Origin of the sequence: Devosia subaequoris (assembly GCF_014197055.1) — a bacterium.
In the GTDB taxonomy this organism is placed as follows: Bacteria; Pseudomonadota; Alphaproteobacteria; order Rhizobiales; family Devosiaceae; genus Devosia; species Devosia subaequoris.
Genome location: NZ_JACIEW010000002.1, coordinates 60,204 through 77,249, shown reverse-complemented (window position 1 = coordinate 77,249; position 17,046 = coordinate 60,204). Strand labels below are relative to the sequence as shown.

General features: G+C 60.0%; 15 protein-coding genes and 1 pseudogene. 9 read left to right on the top strand and 7 right to left on the bottom strand.

The window, feature by feature from the left end; translation table 11 throughout:
• Window positions 1-2: 2 nt before the first annotated feature.
• On the top strand, window positions 3-1,889 hold the full coding sequence (gene cysN, locus GGR20_RS04955; protein ID WP_183310144.1) for a sulfate adenylyltransferase subunit CysN: 1,887 nt from the start codon (window positions 3-5) through the stop codon (window positions 1,887-1,889).
• Between the two features lie 56 nt (window positions 1,890-1,945).
• Here cysN and GGR20_RS04950 read toward each other — a convergent pair whose 3' ends face one another.
• Window positions 1,946-3,190 carry an ROK family protein gene (locus GGR20_RS04950; RefSeq protein ID WP_183310143.1) on the bottom strand — a complete coding sequence of 415 codons (1,245 nt, stop codon included), beginning with the start codon at window positions 3,188-3,190 and terminating at the stop codon, window positions 1,946-1,948.
• Between the two features lie 228 nt (window positions 3,191-3,418).
• On the opposite strand from GGR20_RS04950, the gene xylF reads away from it, so the two are divergent.
• The 8 genes from xylF (at window position 3,419) to GGR20_RS04910 (ending at window position 10,644) form a co-directional block, all read left to right on the top strand.
• Window positions 3,419-4,453 (top strand): D-xylose ABC transporter substrate-binding protein, encoded by a 1,035-nt coding sequence (gene xylF / locus GGR20_RS04945; RefSeq protein ID WP_183310142.1) that lies wholly within the window; start codon window positions 3,419-3,421, stop codon window positions 4,451-4,453.
• 112 nt (window positions 4,454-4,565) lie between these two features.
• Window positions 4,566-5,885, top strand: coding sequence for a sugar ABC transporter permease (locus tag GGR20_RS04940; protein WP_183310141.1), 1,320 nt, complete (start codon window positions 4,566-4,568; stop codon window positions 5,883-5,885).
• A 10-nt stretch (window positions 5,886-5,895) separates the two neighbouring features.
• Window positions 5,896-6,678 carry an ATP-binding cassette domain-containing protein gene (locus GGR20_RS04935; RefSeq protein ID WP_183310140.1) on the top strand — a complete coding sequence of 261 codons (783 nt, stop codon included), beginning with the start codon at window positions 5,896-5,898 and terminating at the stop codon, window positions 6,676-6,678.
• Between the two features lie 49 nt (window positions 6,679-6,727).
• The gene (locus tag GGR20_RS04930; RefSeq protein WP_183310139.1) at window positions 6,728-7,423 is read left to right on the top strand and encodes a DUF1345 domain-containing protein; all 696 of its coding nucleotides are present in this window, start codon (window positions 6,728-6,730) and stop codon (window positions 7,421-7,423) included.
• Between the two features lie 62 nt (window positions 7,424-7,485).
• A complete protein-coding gene (locus tag GGR20_RS04925) occupies window positions 7,486-8,613 on the top strand; it encodes an S-(hydroxymethyl)glutathione dehydrogenase/class III alcohol dehydrogenase (RefSeq protein ID WP_183310138.1) in 1,128 nt (375 codons plus the stop codon).
• A 72-nt stretch (window positions 8,614-8,685) separates the two neighbouring features.
• Window positions 8,686-9,237 carry an AAA family ATPase gene (locus GGR20_RS04920; RefSeq protein ID WP_183310137.1) on the top strand — a complete coding sequence of 184 codons (552 nt, stop codon included), beginning with the start codon at window positions 8,686-8,688 and terminating at the stop codon, window positions 9,235-9,237.
• Window positions 9,230-9,694, top strand: coding sequence for a YaiI/YqxD family protein (locus GGR20_RS04915; RefSeq protein ID WP_183310136.1), 465 nt, complete (start codon window positions 9,230-9,232; stop codon window positions 9,692-9,694). Before GGR20_RS04920 ends, GGR20_RS04915 begins: the two co-directional genes overlap by 8 nt.
• Window positions 9,695-9,942: 248 nt before the next feature.
• Window positions 9,943-10,644 carry a polysaccharide deacetylase family protein gene (locus tag GGR20_RS04910; protein WP_183310135.1) on the top strand — a complete coding sequence of 234 codons (702 nt, stop codon included), beginning with the start codon at window positions 9,943-9,945 and terminating at the stop codon, window positions 10,642-10,644.
• Here the strand turns inward: GGR20_RS04910 and GGR20_RS04905 are convergent, their stop codons facing one another.
• The 6 genes and pseudogenes from GGR20_RS04905 to GGR20_RS04880 all read right to left on the bottom strand — a co-directional run bounded on the left by GGR20_RS04905 (window position 10,645) and on the right by GGR20_RS04880 (window position 16,992).
• Window positions 10,645-11,922 carry an FAD-binding protein gene (locus GGR20_RS04905; RefSeq protein ID WP_210283087.1) on the bottom strand — a complete coding sequence of 426 codons (1,278 nt, stop codon included), beginning with the start codon at window positions 11,920-11,922 and terminating at the stop codon, window positions 10,645-10,647. It abuts the gene before it with no gap.
• Between the two features lie 139 nt (window positions 11,923-12,061).
• Window positions 12,062-12,889: a hypothetical protein gene (locus GGR20_RS04900; protein ID WP_183310134.1), complete on the bottom strand. Its 828-nt coding sequence runs from the start codon at window positions 12,887-12,889 to the stop codon at window positions 12,062-12,064.
• 73 nt (window positions 12,890-12,962) lie between these two features.
• Complete coding sequence (locus tag GGR20_RS04895) at window positions 12,963-13,490, bottom strand: hypothetical protein (RefSeq protein WP_183310133.1); 528 nt, start codon at window positions 13,488-13,490, stop codon at window positions 12,963-12,965.
• A 15-nt stretch (window positions 13,491-13,505) separates the two neighbouring features.
• Entirely contained in the window at window positions 13,506-13,883 is a 378-nt protein-coding gene (locus GGR20_RS04890; protein ID WP_183310132.1) for a TniQ family protein, read from the bottom strand.
• A gap of 1,232 nt (window positions 13,884-15,115) precedes the next feature.
• Window positions 15,116-15,961: pseudogene (locus GGR20_RS04885) on the bottom strand (FAD-dependent oxidoreductase); the annotation flags it as partial.
• Window positions 15,958-16,992: a LacI family DNA-binding transcriptional regulator gene (locus GGR20_RS04880; RefSeq protein ID WP_183310131.1), complete on the bottom strand. Its 1,035-nt coding sequence runs from the start codon at window positions 16,990-16,992 to the stop codon at window positions 15,958-15,960. The gene GGR20_RS04880 and the pseudogene GGR20_RS04885, both read right to left, overlap by 4 nt.
• Between the last annotated feature and the right edge of the window lie 54 nt (window positions 16,993-17,046).

The following is a 17,046-nucleotide window of genomic DNA, read 5'->3' as shown; positions in this document are numbered from 1 at the left end:
TCATGTCCGCAGTTCCTGCTACCGCCGACACCAATCTTGATCTGTGGCTTGCCCAGCAGACGGAAAAATCGCTGTTACGTTTTCTTACCTGCGGCAGCGTCGATGACGGCAAGTCCACCCTGATCGGGCGGCTGCTTTATGACAGCCAGCTCATCCTTGATGACCAGTTGGCGAGTCTCAAGAAAGAAAGCCACAACCGCACGGTGGGTGACGAGGGAATCGATTTTTCCCTGCTGGTAGATGGCCTCGTTGCCGAGCGGGAACAAGGCATCACGATCGATGTTGCCTACCGGTTCTTCTCGACCGACAAGCGCAAGTTCATCGTGGCCGACACGCCGGGCCATGAGCAGTACACTCGCAACATGGCGACGGGCGCCTCCAATGCCGAACTGGCGCTGGTGTTGATCGATGCGCGCAAGGGCGTGCTCACCCAGACCAGGCGGCACAGTTTCATCCTGTCGCTGATCGGGGTGAAGCATGTGGTTCTAGTGGTCAACAAGATTGATCTGGTGGACTACGACCAAGAGGCCTTTGACCGGATCGTTGCCGAATATCGTGCTTTCGCGGCACCGTTGGGCTTCAAAACGCTTGCCGCCGTTCCGGTTTCGGCGCTGCGAGGCGATAATATCCTGCGGCCCAGCGAGAAAACGCCCTGGTATGAGGGCGCGGCCCTGGTGCCTTATCTTGAAGCCATTGACGTTGCAGAGGACCGCACTGCTGAGAAGTTCCGCTTTCCGGTGCAATGGGTTAACCGGCCCAACCTCGACTTCCGCGGCTTCTCGGGCACCGTGGCATCGGGGGCCGTGGCTGTGGGCGACGAGGTGCTGATCGCGGCCTCCCGCAAACCGGCCGTCGTTAGCCGCATTGTCACTATGGGTGGCGATCTTGACCGCGCGATTGCCGGTCAGGCGGTGACGTTGGTGCTCGATCGCGAGGTGGATATCTCGCGTGGTGACGTGCTTTCACGGCCCGGTGAGACGCCGGAGTATTCCAACCAGTTTCAGGCCAGGGTGGTCTGGATGAACGAGGAGCCGGCCTATCCGGGGCGATCTTATCTGCTCAAGATTGGCACGCAGACGGTGCCGGCGACTATCACCGATCTCAAGTTCCGAACCAATGTGAATACGCTGGAACAGACGGCGGCTACTAAAATCGACCTTAATGAGGTTGCCACGGTCACGCTCAACACCGACAAGCCGATTGCTTTCGATCCTTATGCGAGCAATGGGCTGACTGGCGGATTCATTCTGGTTGACCGGATTTCTAATGCCACGCTCGGAGCGGGGACGATCGATTTCGGCCTGCGGCGCGCCCAGAACCTGACCTACCAATCCTTTGATGTGAACCGGGAAGTACGGGCGCAGATGAAGGGGCAATCGCCTCGTATTATCTGGTTCACAGGGCTTTCGGGTTCGGGCAAGTCCTCGGTCGCCAATCTTCTCGAGAAGCGGCTGACTGCCGAGGGGCGGCACGCCTATATTCTGGATGGCGACAATGTCCGGCATGGCCTGAACAAAGATCTAGGCTTTACCGAAGCGGCGCGTGTCGAAAACATTCGTCGCGTGGCCGAAGTGGCGCGGCTGATGGCCGATGCCGGGTTGATTGTGCTGGTGTCATTCATCTCTCCCTTCGAAAAGGAGCGGCGGCTGGCACGCGAGATCGCTGGGGATACTGCCTTTACAGAGGTCTATGTGGATACCCCGCTTGAGGTGTGCGAGGCACGCGACCCCAAGGGACTCTACAAACGGGCTCGAGCTGGCGAGATCAAGAATTTCACCGGCATCGATTCACCCTTCGAACCGCCGGAAAACGCCGAATTGGTGCTGCATGGCGCTGAAGCTGAACCGGTCGTCCTTGCGGATCAGCTCCACGATTTTCTCAAACTCTGAAAGCCAAGGTCCTTCAGGGGCCGACGCTTTTGGCTCGTCGGTCTCGCCCGGGAGGGTCAGGCGCGGCGCTGAACGCTGCTGCCCGATTCCAGCGCCGCAAAATCGGTTTGGTCGAGCGCCGACAAGGTCTTCATCATCAGGCCTCTGAAAATGGGTTCGCGCTCGTCGGGGTGAGCGAGGATTTTGGGTAGTCCGTTGATGTTACAAACCAGGGACGAGGACAGCGCGGCCTCGATTTCGGGTCGGAACAGGTCCAAAGCGCGCGCGCCTGGCCCGACAATCAGGATATGGGTGGGGTCGAACATCGCCAACATGCGGCTCAAGCCATAGCCGATGGCGCGGCCGGCCAAGTTGAAGCCATGCGTCGCGTCTCTGTCGCCGGCCTCTGCGCGCTGGATCAGTGCTTCGAACTGCTGCGCCGGAACAGCGGGGGCAGGGGGTGTGGTTTCGGGCACCGAGTAGCTGGTACGCAAGATGCCATAATCGGCCGCATAGGCTTCGATGCATCCACGCATGCCGCAACGGCAAAGGGCGCCATTGGGCACGTGGTTCATATGGCCGAACTCGGTGGCGCCGCCTTCGCTTCGACCGGTGATGTGCCCGTGCAGACTGAGGCCCATCGCGACCGTTGAGCCGACAAAGACCGTTGCCACACTAGAGTCGTGCAGTGCTGGATCGAGCCAGCGCGTGCCCTCGGCCAACAGCCTGCCGCGTTTGTAGAGTGAGACCGGCAGTCCAGAATTCTCGGCAAGATCATGCGCAAAGGAAGATCCGGCCAGCCCGGCAATGGGGGACCATTTAAGGCCACTACTATCTGAGCTGAGAATGCCTTGAACGCTGATCGCGACACGGCGAAGGGTCTGGGCCGCCTGCGGCGTCCGTTCGCGAAGGCTTTCCAAGTGCAAGGTGAAAAATTCGCTGGGCGTTGTTTGGGCAAAGGTTGATGGTGAGATGGCCGTTTCAATCCGGTCCACCAGCACACCAGAATAATCGACAAGCGAAGCGCGCAGCCGATTCACGTCGACTTCAAGCAGCGCCACATATGCGGCCCCGCGATGGAATCCTACCAGGGTCGCCGGTCTGCCTCGCATGCGCCCATCGGTGCGCTCGGAACTGGTAAGTTCCTCGACGATCCGTTGCGCCAAAAGGTCCTGCATGATGGCTGTGACGCTGGCGTGGCTAAGGCCTGTAACGCCTGCCAAACCAGTGCGCGACTGAGGGCCGCCTGAGCGCAGCGCACTCAGGATCAATCCGCGATTTTGCCGCCGGACGCTATCACTATCGCTGACGTTTCGCGTCAAGCGGCCTTCTCCCCAACCCCGATATTCAAGACAGCATTGTGCACGCCTTATCGCAACACTCGAATTTCTTCGAGGCCCGAAAATGAAGTTGACATGTCGCGGCCGCACATGCGAGACCTTTTTTCGAGCAGTAAAATTAATGCTCAGGGCGCAGGGAGGCGGTGCCCGGTTGGGGTTAAACCGCCAACTTGCATTGCGGGCAGCAAATCTGCCCATGGGAGGACAGATATGAAGAAATTTGCAGCAGTTCTGCTGGCGTCCACCGTGCTTTTCGGCTCGGCTGTCGCGCAGGACCAGATTGTCGTTGGTGTGTCCTGGAATAACTTCCAGGAAGAGCGCTGGAAAACCGACGAAGCCGCCATCAAGGCCGCGCTTGAGGCCGCTGGCGCGGAATATATTTCGGCTGACGCCCAATCGTCCGCCTCCAAGCAGCTGACCGATATTGAAAGCCTGATCAGCCAGGGTGCAGATGCGCTGATCGTCCTCGCTCAGGACAGCGATGCCATTGGCCCCGCCGTGGCTGCGGCCGTCGCAGAAGGTATCCCGGTCGTCGGTTATGACCGCCTGATCGAGAATCCGGACGCCTTCTATCTGACTTTCGACAACAAGGAAGTGGGTCGCATGCAGGCCCGCGGCGTGTTCGAAGTCCAGCCTGAAGGCAACTATGTCTTCATCAAGGGCAACTCGGCCGATCCGAACGCCGATTTCCTGTTTGCCGGTCAGATGGAAGTGCTTCAGGACGCGATCGATTCCGGTGCCATCGTCAATGTTGGCGAGGCCTATACCGACAACTGGAACCCGGAAGTCGCCCAGGGGAACATGGAACAGTTCCTCACCGCCAACAACAACGAGGTCGACGCAGTGGTCGCTTCCAATGACGGTACTGCCGGCGGTGCAATCGCAGCACTCAGCGCACAGGGACTTGCCGGTTCAGTGCCGGTTTCCGGGCAGGATGGCGATCATGCCGCCCTCAATCGCATCGCGCTGGGCACCCAGACGGTGTCGGTGTGGAAGGATGCGCGCGAGCTCGGCAAGAAAGCCGCTGAAATTGCGGTTGAGCTGGCCGACGGTGCTGCCCTCGACGAAGTGACAGACGCGACCAAATTCTCCGACGGCCCGAACGGCGTCGAGATGAATGCAGTGTTGCTGGCGCCCGTGCCTGTGACGCAGGACAACCTCAACGTCGTGATCGATGCCGGCTGGGTGTCCAAGGACGTCGTTTGCCAGGGTGTTGCGGCCGGTTCCGTCGCTGCGTGTGACTGAGGTCATCTTGTACTAGACTGACCAGCAAGTGCCGCGGCGTGACGCGCTGCGGCACTTGCGTGATCAGACCGCGTCCCGGCTCGCCGGAGCGCTTCTTCCATGGGGGATATTGATGGCCGAACTGCGCGCCATAGCAAGCACCACGCATCCGAGCCAGACGGTGCAAAATCCGTTGCAGCGGTTCTTGATCGCGACCGAAATCGACACGCGCCTGCTGGGCATGATCGGTGCGCTGGCCATCATCTGGATTGGTTTCAACTTCTTCTCGGGCGGGCTGTTTCTGACCCCGCGCAATCTGTGGAACCTGTCGGTGCAAACCGCGTCGGTGGCGGTGATGGTCACTGGCATGGTGCTGGTTATCGTGACCCGCAATATCGACCTGTCCGTCGGCTCGATACTGGGCGTGGTGGGCATGGTGATGGGCGTGATGCAGACGCAAATTCTGCCGACCCAGTTTGGATTGGGTCTGGGGCATCCATTGATCTGGGTGTTGTCCCTCGGCACGGGTCTGGCCGTCGGCGTGGGGATTGGTGGCGTGCAGGGGGCGATCATCGCCTATCTGCGCGTGCCAGCCTTCATCGTGACGCTGGGCGGATATCTGGTCTGGCGCGGGGCGGCCTGGTGGGTCACCGCTGGCCGGACGGTCGCGCCGATGGACTCGACCTTCCAGTTGATGGGGGGCGGTCCGGATGGGTCGATCGGCGCCCTCTGGAGTTGGGTGATCGCGGCCGTGGCCTGTGCTGCGATAATCATCGGGTTATATTTTGGTCGACGCCAGCGCCAGCGGTTCAATTTCCCGCAGCGCCCGGTCTGGGCCGAAGTCTCGCTGGCCGTGATCGGTTGCGGCGCGACCATTGCAGCAGTCTGGGTCGCCAACGCCTATCCCTGGCCGGTGCGCATTGCCGAGCGGTTCGCCGAGGCCAATGGAATCCCGGTGCCTGAGGGTGGGCTGTTTATCTCTCACGGGATTGCCATTCCGGTTCTGATCGCGGTTGGCGTGGGTGTGGTCATGACGTTTCTGACGACGCGCACGCGTTTTGGCCGCTATGTCTATGCCATGGGCGGTAACCCCGAGGCGGCGGAACTGGCCGGCATCAACACGCGCTGGGTTACCGTCAAGATTTTCATGCTGATGGGCGCGCTCTGCGCCATCGCCGCCGCCATTTCGACCGCCCGCCTGAACGCAGCGACGAATGCCTTGGGTACACTAGACGAACTATACGTCATCGCCGCGGCGGTTATCGGGGGCACTTCCCTTGCTGGTGGCGTGGGCACGATTGCCGGGGCGTTGCTGGGGGCCGTGGTTATGCAGTCGCTGCAGTCGGGCATGGTGTTGATGGGGATCGACAGTCCGCTGCAGTCCATCGTGGTTGGCGCGGTTCTGGTCTTTGCGGTGTGGCTCGACACGCTCTACCGCCGGAACAAGCATTAGGAGTTGCGTTATGCTGGATACCGGCAAGCCTCTGGTCGAAATGACCGACATCTCGATCTCCTTCGGCGGCATTCACGCAGTGGATCGCGCCTCGATCGATCTGCATAGCGGGGAAGTGGTCGGCCTGCTTGGCCACAATGGCGCGGGCAAGTCGACGCTGATCAAGATTCTCTCAGGCGCCTACAAGCGCGACGAGGGCGAAATCCGCATCAATGGCGAGACGGCGACGATCAACAATCCGCGCGACGCCAAAGCCTATGGCATTGAAACGATCTACCAGCAGCTCGCTGTTGCAGACAATGTCGATGCGGCGGCAAATCTGTTCCTTGGCCGTGAGATGGTCACTTCGCTCGGAACGCTGGACGATGCTGCAATGGAGTCCAAGGCGCGTGAAGTCATGGGGCGGCTTAACCCTAACTTCCGCCGCTTCAAGGAGCCGGTGAAGGCACTTTCGGGGGGGCAGCGCCAGTCCGTGGCAATTGCCAGGGCGATCCTGTTCAATGCACGCATACTGATCATGGACGAGCCCACGGCCGCCTTGGGACCGCAGGAAACCGCGCAGGTGGGTGAGTTGATCAAGCAACTCAAGACCGAGGGGATCGGCATTTTCCTGATCAGCCACGATATCCACGATGTGTTCGATCTGGCGGATCGGGTCGTGGTGATGAAAAACGGGCAAGTCGTGGGGCAGGCGAAAACCTCCGATGTCACCAAGGATGAAGTGCTGGGCATGATCATCATGGGCAAGGTGCCGCCGGGCGCACAGCCAGGGCCGGGAGCCATTCCGGGCTAAGGGCGTTGATCCGGCGCGGCCCCACAAGGTTGCGCCGGGACGGAACGCCATGAATGACCTCCAGTCACATTCCTTGCTGCGCAGGCGGATCTTGCCGCGCCACGCCCAGTCCTACGCCGGACTGATCGCGGGGAGTGCCGTTCTGACTCTATCTCTTTGGCTGGCGCCCAAATATGCGATCGGTTTCAGCTCCAATGCATTGTTCGCGGTGTTTCTGGCGCTGACTTTTCTCAAAGTGCCGATGCTGACGGCGGACTATCTACAAGAGAATGCGCGGGCGGAAGACACTCCCGCCGCCGGTATTTTCGCTATTGTCTCGCTCGTCGTTCTGGCCTCGGTGGTGTCCCTGACACTGGCGCTTGCCAATGGTGGCAAGCCCGACCCAATTGCAGTCACGCTCGGCGTTGCCTCTGTTGTTCTGGGGTGGTTTACCGTGCAGGCGCTTGGTGCCTTGCATTACGCTTACGAATACTATCAGGCTCCGGAAGAAGGGCATGACGAGAAGCAAGAAAACGCGGGTGGACTGCAGTTCCCCGGCGACGAGAAACCAGACGCTGTCGCCTTCATGTATTTCTCCTACACGGTAGGCACTTCGGTTGCGACGTCAGACGTCAAGATCGCCAGCAATACAATGCGACGGCGCGTTGTTGTCCATCTGGTCTTTTCTCACCTCTACAACACGCTGCTATTGGCGTCCGCGGTCAACGTCATGTTGTCCCTTGGCGGCGGAGGGGGCGGTGGCTAGCGGTTGCGGTCGGAGGGCGGCGCGTGGCATGGTCCGGCGCATCAGACTGGAGTTGTTGAGCTATGAAGACCCGTGCCGCCGTCGCCCTTGCCGCAGGAAAGCCGCTTGAGATTGTCGAAGTGGATCTGGAGGGCCCCAAGGCGGGCGAAGTTCTGATCGAGATCAAGGCCACCGGGCTTTGTCACACTGATGATTTCACGCTTTCAGGGGCTGACCCTGAGGGGCTGTTCCCCTCTATCCTTGGGCACGAGGGGGCCGGCGTCGTGGTGGATGTTGGTGCCGGTGTTACCAGCGTGAAGAAGGGCGACCATGTCATCCCGCTCTACACGCCCGAATGCCGTGAGTGCTATTCGTGCCGGTCGGGCAAGACCAATCTGTGCACCGCCATCCGCGCGACCCAGGGGCAGGGGCTCATGCCCGACGGAACCTCGCGCTTCTCCCTCGAGGGCAAGCCGATCTACCACTATATGGGCTGCTCGACCTTCTCGAACTACACCGTCATGCCCGAGATTGCGGTCGCCAAGATTGATCCGGCGGCGGCGTTCGACAAGGTTTGCTATGTCGGCTGTGGGGTGACGACCGGCATCGGGGCGGTAATCAACACGGCCAAGGTGGAAATCGGCGCAACTGCCGTGGTGTTCGGTCTGGGCGGTATCGGGCTCAATGTCATTCAGGGTCTGCGCCTGGCCGGTGCGGACATGATCATTGGCGTCGATATCAATAATGGAAAGAAGGAATGGGGCGAGCGTTTTGGCATGACCCATTTCGTCAATCCCACCGAAATCGGTGAGGATATCGTTCCCTATCTCGTCAATCTGACCAAGCGCCGTGGCGATCTGATCGGCGGTGCCGATTACACATTCGATTGCACCGGTAACACCAAGGTTATGCGTCAGGCGCTCGAATGTGCGCATCGCGGCTGGGGCAAGTCGGTGGTGATCGGCGTGGCCGGGGCAGGCCAGGAGATTTCGACACGGCCATTCCAGCTGGTTACCGGGCGCACCTGGATGGGCACGGCCTTTGGTGGCGCCAAGGGGCGGACGGATGTGCCCAAGATTGTCGACTGGTATCTGGACGGCAAGATCGATATCGATCCCATGATCACGCATACGCTGCGGCTCGAAGACATCAACAAGGGCTTTGACATGATGCATTCGGGCGAAAGCATTCGGTCGGTGGTGGTTTACTGATCGGCACGCCTCGCCTAGGTTGGAGGAGCGGCGTTATCGCCGCTTCCCCGACATTGTTTACGAGGCAACAGCATGACCCATGCTGGCGAAAGCCTGTTCGTGCTGACCGGTGCACCCGGCGCGGGCAAGACAACACTGCTCAATGCGGCGGCTGCGCGAGGCATTCGCATCGGACGCGAGGCGGCTCGGGCCGTAATCCAGGTGCAGACCGCCATTGATGGACCGGCGCTACAATGGCGCGATCCGGCCCGGTTTGCCGAATTGATGCTCGACCGGGACATTCAGACTTTTGAAGCGCTTTGCGCGGGCAAAGGACCGGCCCTGTGTGACCGGGGTATTCCCGATCTCCTGGCCTATGGCCGGATCATGGGGTTGGCGGAGACCGAGCATTTTGCGCGGGCCGCGCGCCTCTATCGCTATAATTCTACCGTCTTCCTTGCGCCGCCCTGGCGCGAAATTTACGCCGACGATGCCGAACGCACAGAGGGTTGGGAGCACGCGCAGCGCATTTATGGGCCGATACGTGACGCCTATGCGGAAATCGGGTATCGCGTGGTCGAGCTTCCCAAAGTGTCCGTGGAAGATCGCTTGACCTTTGTGCTGGACGAAATCGCGCATGCCTGAACCGACTATCTTCGTTGATGCCGATGCCTGTCCGGTAAAGGAGGAGGCCAAGAAGGTCGCCGAGCGATTGGGGCTGGTCATCATCATTGTCAGCAATGGCGGGATCAGGCCATCGCGTGATCCGATGGTGCAGGTTGTAGTTGTTGCGGCGGGTGCCGATGCGGCTGATGACTGGATCGTTGAGCACGCCAAGGCCAATGACATCGTGCTGACAGCCGATATTCCGCTGGCCAGCCGGGCCATCGACAAGGGCTGCCATGTGCTCGGCTTCACGGGAAAGCCGTTTACGCCGGCCTCGATCGGCATGGCGCTGGCCATGCGTGATCTCAAGCAGCATCTGCGCGAGACCGGTGAGATTTCCGGCCACAATGCGAGCTTTCGTCCTGCGGATCGATCGTTGTTTCTGAGTGCCCTCGATACTTTGGGGCGTCGGGCCAAAATTCTGGCGAGTAAGTAAATCTTAAGGTCTTGCGAGGGGATTGTTAACCATAAATCGCGAAAAGTAGACCCACTTGATTTGGACGGGTGGGCTCAGTCTTGCGGTTGTTTTCAGCGCTTTTGTGTTCGGGCCTGCTTGCTTTAACCTTGGCTGGCTGCGCCAAGCCAATCAGCCAAAATTCTCTTGCCAACTCACCTTCCGCAGGCAGCGACGAAGTAATTACGGGCAGCGCAGCGCGCAGCGCGTCGGCTCGGTTGGAACAGGCGATGCCGCGCCGAATATTCGGCACCAGCCAGCTTGCCGGCCGAACGCTTGAAGTCGCTTCGACCACCGATATCATTTTGCGCCCGGGTGAAGTCATCCTGACTTTCGATGATGGTCCACGGCCGGGCAAGACGCCGAAAATTCTCGATGCGCTCGACCGATACGGCGTGAAGGGGACGTTCCTCATGCTCGGTTCAGCGGCCAAATCCAATCCGGCGCTGGCCCAGGAAGTGGCCCGGCGCGGCCATAGCGTGGGCAGCCACACCTTCGATCACAGCAATCTGGCCAATCTGCCTCGCCGAGCGGCGCTTGCGGAAATTGCTCGCGGGGAGGCGGCAGTTGCCGAAGCCCTAGGTGGAGCAGGGCAGCTTGCACCGTTCTTCCGCTTCCCCTACCTGGCGCAAACCGGCTTTCTTCGGACCAGTCTCCTGCACGGAGACATGGTGGTGCTGGACGTCGATATCGACAGCAAGGACTATTACAAGCAAAGTGCGCAGACGGTAGCCAACCGGACGCTTGATCGGCTGGAAGCGCGCGGCAGTGGCATCGTTCTATTCCACGACATACATCAGCGTACCGTCGACCTGCTCCCGGGCTTTCTGGCCGAGCTGAAGGCGCGCGGTTACTCGGTGGTCCGTCTGGTGCCCAAGGCAGACGGAGTGTTCGGCCGCAGCGTCATCACGGCAGACGCCAGTAGCCTGTAGCTAAGCCGGTTGGCTGAAGAAGAGTTCGGTAACAAACCTGTTGCGGAATTTCCCTTCCGGATCATGGCGCTTGGCGAGCTCGCGGAAGTCCGGAAGGCGTGGGAATGCAGCTTCAATCGTGGCAGCGGGCAGGGTGAAGAGCTTGGCCCAATGCGGACGCGGATTGAATGGGGTTAGGGCCGCTTCTACCGCCTTCACGGCAGCAAGTGTTGGCTTCCATTCTGGGTGCCAGGTGAAGTGAAAGCCAATCGTGTCCTGTTCATAGGCGGAACTGAGCCACAGCGCGTCGGCGGCCACCGAGCGGACTTCCGAGATGAACAATGCCTTTGAGAAATGCTCCTGGGCCGCGTGCAGTGCTGCGATGGCGGCGGGGGCATCGCTGCGCTTTACAAAGAACTCCGACTGCAGCTCCGCCCCCGCAGAGGCGGTGTTGCCAATGGCGAAGTGAAACAGCCGCTCGTGCCACGGACCGGCCACGCCGAATTGAGCGGTGCAATTGGTTCCATCCATATCAGGAATGGGGTGGCAGGCCTTTGTCGCTGCACGAGCTCCGAGCACGTCAGCCGGCGGTTCCCCGGCACTCGTCAGCGCCTTTACCCAGATCTGGTCAGTGGCCGCGCCCTGCCAGCGCGTAAAAAGGCTGACGCTATAGGCACGGGACATCAGCGCATCGAAGTTGTCGATAACGGCCGATACCGGCAAGTCCAGATAGACGTTCTGGCGTATCTCGAAACTGGGGACGATATCCAGCGTCAGTTCACAGATGACCCCGAGCGCTCCGAGGCTGACGACGGCGCCATCGAAATCGGCGTCTCCACGGCTCAGATTCAGTATTTCGCCATTGGCCGTAACCAGCTTGATCCCAGAGACGGCGGCGGCGAGGTTCTTGTTGGCGTCGCCCGAACCGTGCGTGGCAGTCGCGACCGCGCCGGCAATCGTGATGTTGGGCAAGGACGCAACATTGTGTAGGGCGAAACCGGATGCATGCAGAATTGGCGCCAGATCGGCATAGGTGGCGCCACCATCTACGTTCACTGTCCGGGCGGCAGGGTCTATCTCTATCCTGCGCTCAAGGTCGGACAGAATGAGGAGTGTGTCGTCGGTATCGGCAATGGTGTTGAACGAATGGCCGGAGCCCAGTACGCGTATCTTGCCTGACCAGCGCACTATGTCCTGGAGTTCAGCGATCGTGCGGGGTCGTTCGACAGTGCGCGCGGCGAATACGATATTACCCGCCCAGTTGCTTGGCTTGTGTAGAGATTGAATCGGAATTTCCAATCTGGATTGATTTCATTGAGTTTTTTGGCATCCATGGAATCGAAGTTTCCCAAAGTCAGCAATTGGATTATCCCTCTTCGTCAGGCAAAATAAAAGGGCCGCCAATGGCGGCCCTGGATAGGGGAGAATTGAAAGACTTCTAGCCGGGTAACCAGTCTCGAACCTGTTCGCGAAGATAGGCGCAGGCGCCTCGTTCAATGGTAATGGCTGGACTAATCCCCTTTGCCGCCAATAGACGTCGGAGTGCCCCAGCTCTCCGTGGGTTACCTCCGGCCAGTTGCATGAGTCCGATAAAATCGTTGGAGAGCTTATCCACGGTTGCGCGGGTAAGGGCGGGCATCATCTGTCCGCTGCGTAGTTCCCACTCCTGTTCGCTGGTCACCCAGCCGTTTCGCCAGGCCGCATAGATGATCGATTTGTCCAAGTTTGTGAGGTCCGAAGCTGTGCGAAATGAGAAACGGTCGGGCCAAACCAGCGCTGCGTCCACGTCCGACCTTTTCACGACTATCGACGCATATGGCCTGTTCTCGCCACACAGTCTGCCAACCCATATTTTTCCCTCCACTATTTGCTGATGCAGAATAATGGTACCTTCCAAGCATCTCGACACGTCGAGCAACCGTGCACAATCGGTTGGCTTTTTGTCGATCAGTTCAGCCCGGCCTAAAAACTGGTCCATGAGTGCATCGACTTCACCAGCCCGCAACGGTGCGAATCCTGAGTGTCCCGGCTTCACCTCAAGCGGCCGTAGAAGCCCAGCGGCCAGCACCGCATTCAAGGTCTTGGCGGTCATTCCCATTGCACGAAGGCGTTTGCGCCAACCCGTCTCGCAGGGCTCCCGAAACAGGCGTTCGGCGACGGTCGCATCGATAGTGATCCACTTGCGAGGACCGTGCTGTGTATGAACAACGGTGATGTTTGCGGCGCCGTTCGCCTCAGCGTATCCAAGCAGCGTCTTTGGAGTCATGCCGAATTCGGCTCCAGCTCTTCTCACGCTATACAGTCGCCGCCGGTCGATCTTTACGCCAAATATAGGTGTATCATCCGGACCACACAGCGTGCGCGAGCTCTTCGAGAACTGGGCCGAATCTTTGCCAGCTTGCTCGAGAGCCGAGGAGCGCGGTGTAGGTTCGTCCCAACGGTGACGCTGGGCCGAGTGGAAGCTTCAAGGTGTGCGTTCGAATGACGTGACAAAAGAATTCGCGAAGTGACTCTTGACCTCCCACCAGAACAGCGAATCCCGCCTGATACGTCGCTTGCTGCTCCGGTTCATCCAGCTGCAAAAATCCTTTGTTCAGGTCCAGCACCTTCAAGCCAAGGTTGGCGCACAGGCCGAACAGTTCGTTGAGTGGTAGCGCATCCAGCCACAAGGATGATTTGCGGCAACCGGATAGACGCTCGCGGACGTAACATTCGAACGCTGACTCTTCGCGATGCGCCGTTCCTGCGAGCAGTCGAGGAAGCTGCTCTGCAATGCCATCAAGGCGGAGCGCGTAGTCATATCTTTGATCGAACGTTCCTGTATTGCCCAAAGAGGAGAGCGGCCGACAATGTTTTGCACAGGTCATAAGTGGCGACAGGACCTAGGGTTGGCGGAGGTAGGCCGCTGCCTCCGGGAGAGTGTCTCGGTGACCGTTGATGTCTTCGCCGATGCACTCCACGCAAGCCGCTATGCGCTTGCGGCGCGAATAATAGAGGCTGAACTTTTCCGAGCCGAATGCAAAAGTGCCTGCCTTGGTTTTTGGAGTTGCGAGCCGGAGGAGATCCTGGTCTGTGCCGGTAAGCGTAGCTAGCGCCTCTACCTCGAAATCCTCTCCGGCTGCAAAGCGGTAGTTGTTGATATCAAAATCTGAGAGAAACTCTTTTACACTAGAGCACGCATAGTGGGCTGCCAAGCGGGACGCGTAGGAATGAGCGGGTTCCTGCTCTCGCCATTTGAGTTCGGCGAGCTTACCTTGCATGGTTCATCTTCTTCATTCGCGCCCCAATACTCTCGTCCGGGTCTCCGGGCAGGTTTGCGGGGTCTATGTCCCCTCCAGTTTGTTGCTGCGAACGGGTTGGCCTCATGCCCACAATCTGCCTTGCTCGCGTAGATGTCCCTGAAATGAGATAGCTGGAGGTTGCGTGACCCAACCCTCACGGCCTCGCTAACTGCTTCCGTAGCGAGGTGGATTGCCATTCCGCGCGCGCGTCCTGCCGCGTGGATCAGGCGTCCGAACAGGTAATCGTTGTCGTGCAGCGTCCACCCGATCTCAGCGATGTCGCATAACGCCTCTATACCCCGCTTCAGGCGAGTGTGTTCAGCCCGGTCATCAATTGACATCGCCTTGATCTCGATGAAATCGGATCGCTCACGCATAAAGGTGAAGTCGGCGTGCGAGTATTCCGCTTCGATCTGGGGCAGTCCGATCAAAACGAGGGGCAGGGGCCATACCGGGTGGTATAGGAGGCGGCTGAATGCGCCTTGGATCTTGATGCGCTCACCCTCTGCAGAATGACGGCCGAGAGTAGAAGGACTGAATGCATACTGAACTTCGTCTACTGCAAAGTGCGTAAAGCCAGTAGGCGCAAGGCGGTCTTCAACTTTTGACCAAGCCAAGTCGGACGTCAATTTTCGCGTGGCAGGGTATCCGAGCCCCTTGAGAAACTCCCTGGCCAAGGCCGCTTGGGTGAACACCGTGGGGGCGACTATTCGCTCGAACTTGGCTTCGACAATCTCGTCTTCGACCGTCGGCACCGGCTCCAAGGGCTTGGGATCGATTCGAGGTCCTGCGGTTCGAGTGGGGTACGATAGCTATCTTCGCGGACCCGGACGGAAACCCTTGCGAGTTCAAAAACGCTGATGATGTGTACTTCGATCTGCCATAGCGTGTCTCATGGCTCGCCGGCTGAAACCCGTATGGCGGACATTCTCCCAAGCGCCCCGTTCCTGCCATTGGATGACCTTTGGCGCATTCCCGGAAGCGGACATCGCAGTTCGCCTATTGTTTCCACACCACTGGGCGCGCGAGCTGACTTTGCTCGAGTCGGCGCGCCGTAGTTTGAACGCCATAGCTCCCGCTCATGTAGGATATCTTAGCAGCGCCACCATAGCCCCGAGTGCGCCCTGCTACGGGGGTAAGATAGGTCACGGAAAGACGCGGAAAGACACTGGCATCGATCTTCCGGCGCATGTTCCACATCAGGCGGGATTGCGGCGCTGGTCGGCATCGACCAGCAGCGGATCGTCATCGGGATTGGGCGTGAAGCTGCGCTCGGTGATCTTGAGGGTGCGTGGATGCGGCGCCTTGAACCCGAGCAGCGGACCACCCCAGAAATCGGGCTGGTACTGGCGCCAGAAGTCGTAGTTGGCCGGCTTGTCGATCACGTGATTGCCATCGACATGGTCCATGGCAAAGCAGATCGATACGGCCTGCACATTGTCCGGTTGCGCCTCGGCAGGCGCGCTAGGTTCGCCGGTATCGGACTGGGCTTCAAAGCCGGTGGCATATTCGGTGCCGGTCAGCGGCAGCAGATCGCCCAGCTCGGTAGCATCAACGACGAAGGGCGCCGACACCACGATACGGTCGGTGCTGTCACGATGCTGCAAGGTGACAGCGCGGACGCTGTCGCCATCCATTTCGGCCGCTACCGGCCGCCAGGGCTGCAATACGGTCAACTGACCGCCGCCACGCCAGGGGGCGAGCATGGCTTCGATCACCGCGACACCGACACGTGGTTCGGCGCAGAGCCGGCTCACCCAACCGGCGCCGGGATTGAGATCGCCCCAGGCGCGGCTGGCTTCCGTCAGCGGATAGTTGTCGCGGTAATATTGCCGGATGCCGTCGCGCAGCTGGCGATAGGAGCGGGTGACGCCGAATTGCTCGACCCAGCTATGTTCGTCCGGCGGCACGGCCTGGCTGGTGAGCTGGCCACCCAGCCAGTCGAATTCTTCGGTCAGGATGACGGTGCGGCCGGCCCGGAGGGCGCCAAGGGCCGCGGCAACGCCGCCCAGGCCACCACCAACAACGAGCAGGTCGGCAGAGTAATCTTTGGTCATGGGGTCTTCTTGGTGTTGGAGGAGGGCGCGCCAAGGGTGTCTCCCTCAAGCGGTTCGCAGGGCAGCAGGAGCTGCTCGACCGGCGCGTCATGCTCGACACGACGCACCAGCATTTCGGTGGCAGCGCGCGCCATGGCTTCGCGCGGAATGGCAAAGGAGGTGAATCGACGGCCCGGCTCGTCGGCGCGTATGTGGTTGCCCAAAACGACGATCGAGAGATCATCGGGCACCGACAGCCCGCGTTCACGCGCCGCCTGTTCGACGCGGATGGCATCGGCCAACTCGGTAAAGAATAGGCAGGTGGCGCCGGCGGCGGTCAGGATATCGAGCGTTTCACCAGCTGGCCTGCCGACATCGAAAATGCTGGCGACCAGTTCGCCTTCACCAACGCTGCGACTGAGGCCATACCAGCGATCGACGGTAGATTCGGCCCCCTCGTTCAGACCGACATAGGCGAGCCGATGGTGGCCAAGGGACCGGGCGCGTTCGACCAGAGCCGCCGTGGCCGGTGCATAGTCACCCCCTACATAGGGTACGGGCCCGCCAGCATCGTCACGACGCCCCACGGCGACAAAAGGAAAGTCGCCAGCGACCAATCTCGCTAACTCGGTATTGTCGAACTTGCGACCCAGGACCAGGCAGCCGTCGGCCAGGCGCAGCCGGGCATTCTCACCAAAGATCTTGCGCTCTTTGCTGGCCCCAGTGAGCAGCAGCAAATCATAGCCTTTGTCCTGTGCGGCCTCTTCGATGCCAAACAAGAACGGGGTGAAAAAATCTGCCTGACCGGAGGGAAAGGCGGGCTCATAGGTGAAGACACCCAGAATGCGGTTCAGGCCTTTGACCATGCGACGGGCAACCGGGTCGGCCACATAGCCGGTGTCGCGAATGGCTTTCTCGACACGCTCGCGCGTTTCAGTCGGGATGCGATTGCGGCTGTCAGGCGTCCCATTGAGCACCAGGGACACAGTTGCCTGGCTGACGCCGGCGAGCTGCGCAATGTCGTTTTGTGTCAGTCGTTTCGTCGACGCCATGGTGTGCTCCCAAACGTGCTAATGCGTATTAGCGCTGATACGTATTAGCATCTA

What these genes read in the sequence shown, in the direction of transcription:
- GGR20_RS04900 (WP_183310134.1), bottom strand. Translation starts at nt 12,889, where the DNA reads ATGACTCCAAAGACGCTGCTTGGATACGCTGAGGCGAACGGCGCCGCA.
- GGR20_RS04930 (WP_183310139.1), top strand. Translation starts at nt 6,728, where the DNA reads ATGAATGACCTCCAGTCACATTCCTTGCTGCGCAGGCGGATCTTGCCG.
- GGR20_RS04925 (WP_183310138.1), top strand. Translation starts at nt 7,486, where the DNA reads ATGAAGACCCGTGCCGCCGTCGCCCTTGCCGCAGGAAAGCCGCTTGAG.
- GGR20_RS04880 (WP_183310131.1), bottom strand. Translation starts at nt 16,992, where the DNA reads ATGGCGTCGACGAAACGACTGACACAAAACGACATTGCGCAGCTCGCC.
- GGR20_RS04940 (WP_183310141.1), top strand. Translation starts at nt 4,566, where the DNA reads ATGGCCGAACTGCGCGCCATAGCAAGCACCACGCATCCGAGCCAGACG.
- GGR20_RS04915 (WP_183310136.1), top strand. Translation starts at nt 9,230, where the DNA reads ATGCCTGAACCGACTATCTTCGTTGATGCCGATGCCTGTCCGGTAAAG.
- GGR20_RS04910 (WP_183310135.1), top strand. Translation starts at nt 9,943, where the DNA reads ATGCCGCGCCGAATATTCGGCACCAGCCAGCTTGCCGGCCGAACGCTT.
- GGR20_RS04890 (WP_183310132.1), bottom strand. Translation starts at nt 13,883, where the DNA reads ATGCAAGGTAAGCTCGCCGAACTCAAATGGCGAGAGCAGGAACCCGCT.
- GGR20_RS04935 (WP_183310140.1), top strand. Translation starts at nt 5,896, where the DNA reads ATGCTGGATACCGGCAAGCCTCTGGTCGAAATGACCGACATCTCGATC.
- xylF (WP_183310142.1), top strand. Translation starts at nt 3,419, where the DNA reads ATGAAGAAATTTGCAGCAGTTCTGCTGGCGTCCACCGTGCTTTTCGGC.
- cysN (WP_183310144.1), top strand. Translation starts at nt 3, where the DNA reads ATGTCCGCAGTTCCTGCTACCGCCGACACCAATCTTGATCTGTGGCTT.
- GGR20_RS04920 (WP_183310137.1), top strand. Translation starts at nt 8,686, where the DNA reads ATGACCCATGCTGGCGAAAGCCTGTTCGTGCTGACCGGTGCACCCGGC.
- GGR20_RS04895 (WP_183310133.1), bottom strand. Translation starts at nt 13,490, where the DNA reads ATGACCTGTGCAAAACATTGTCGGCCGCTCTCCTCTTTGGGCAATACA.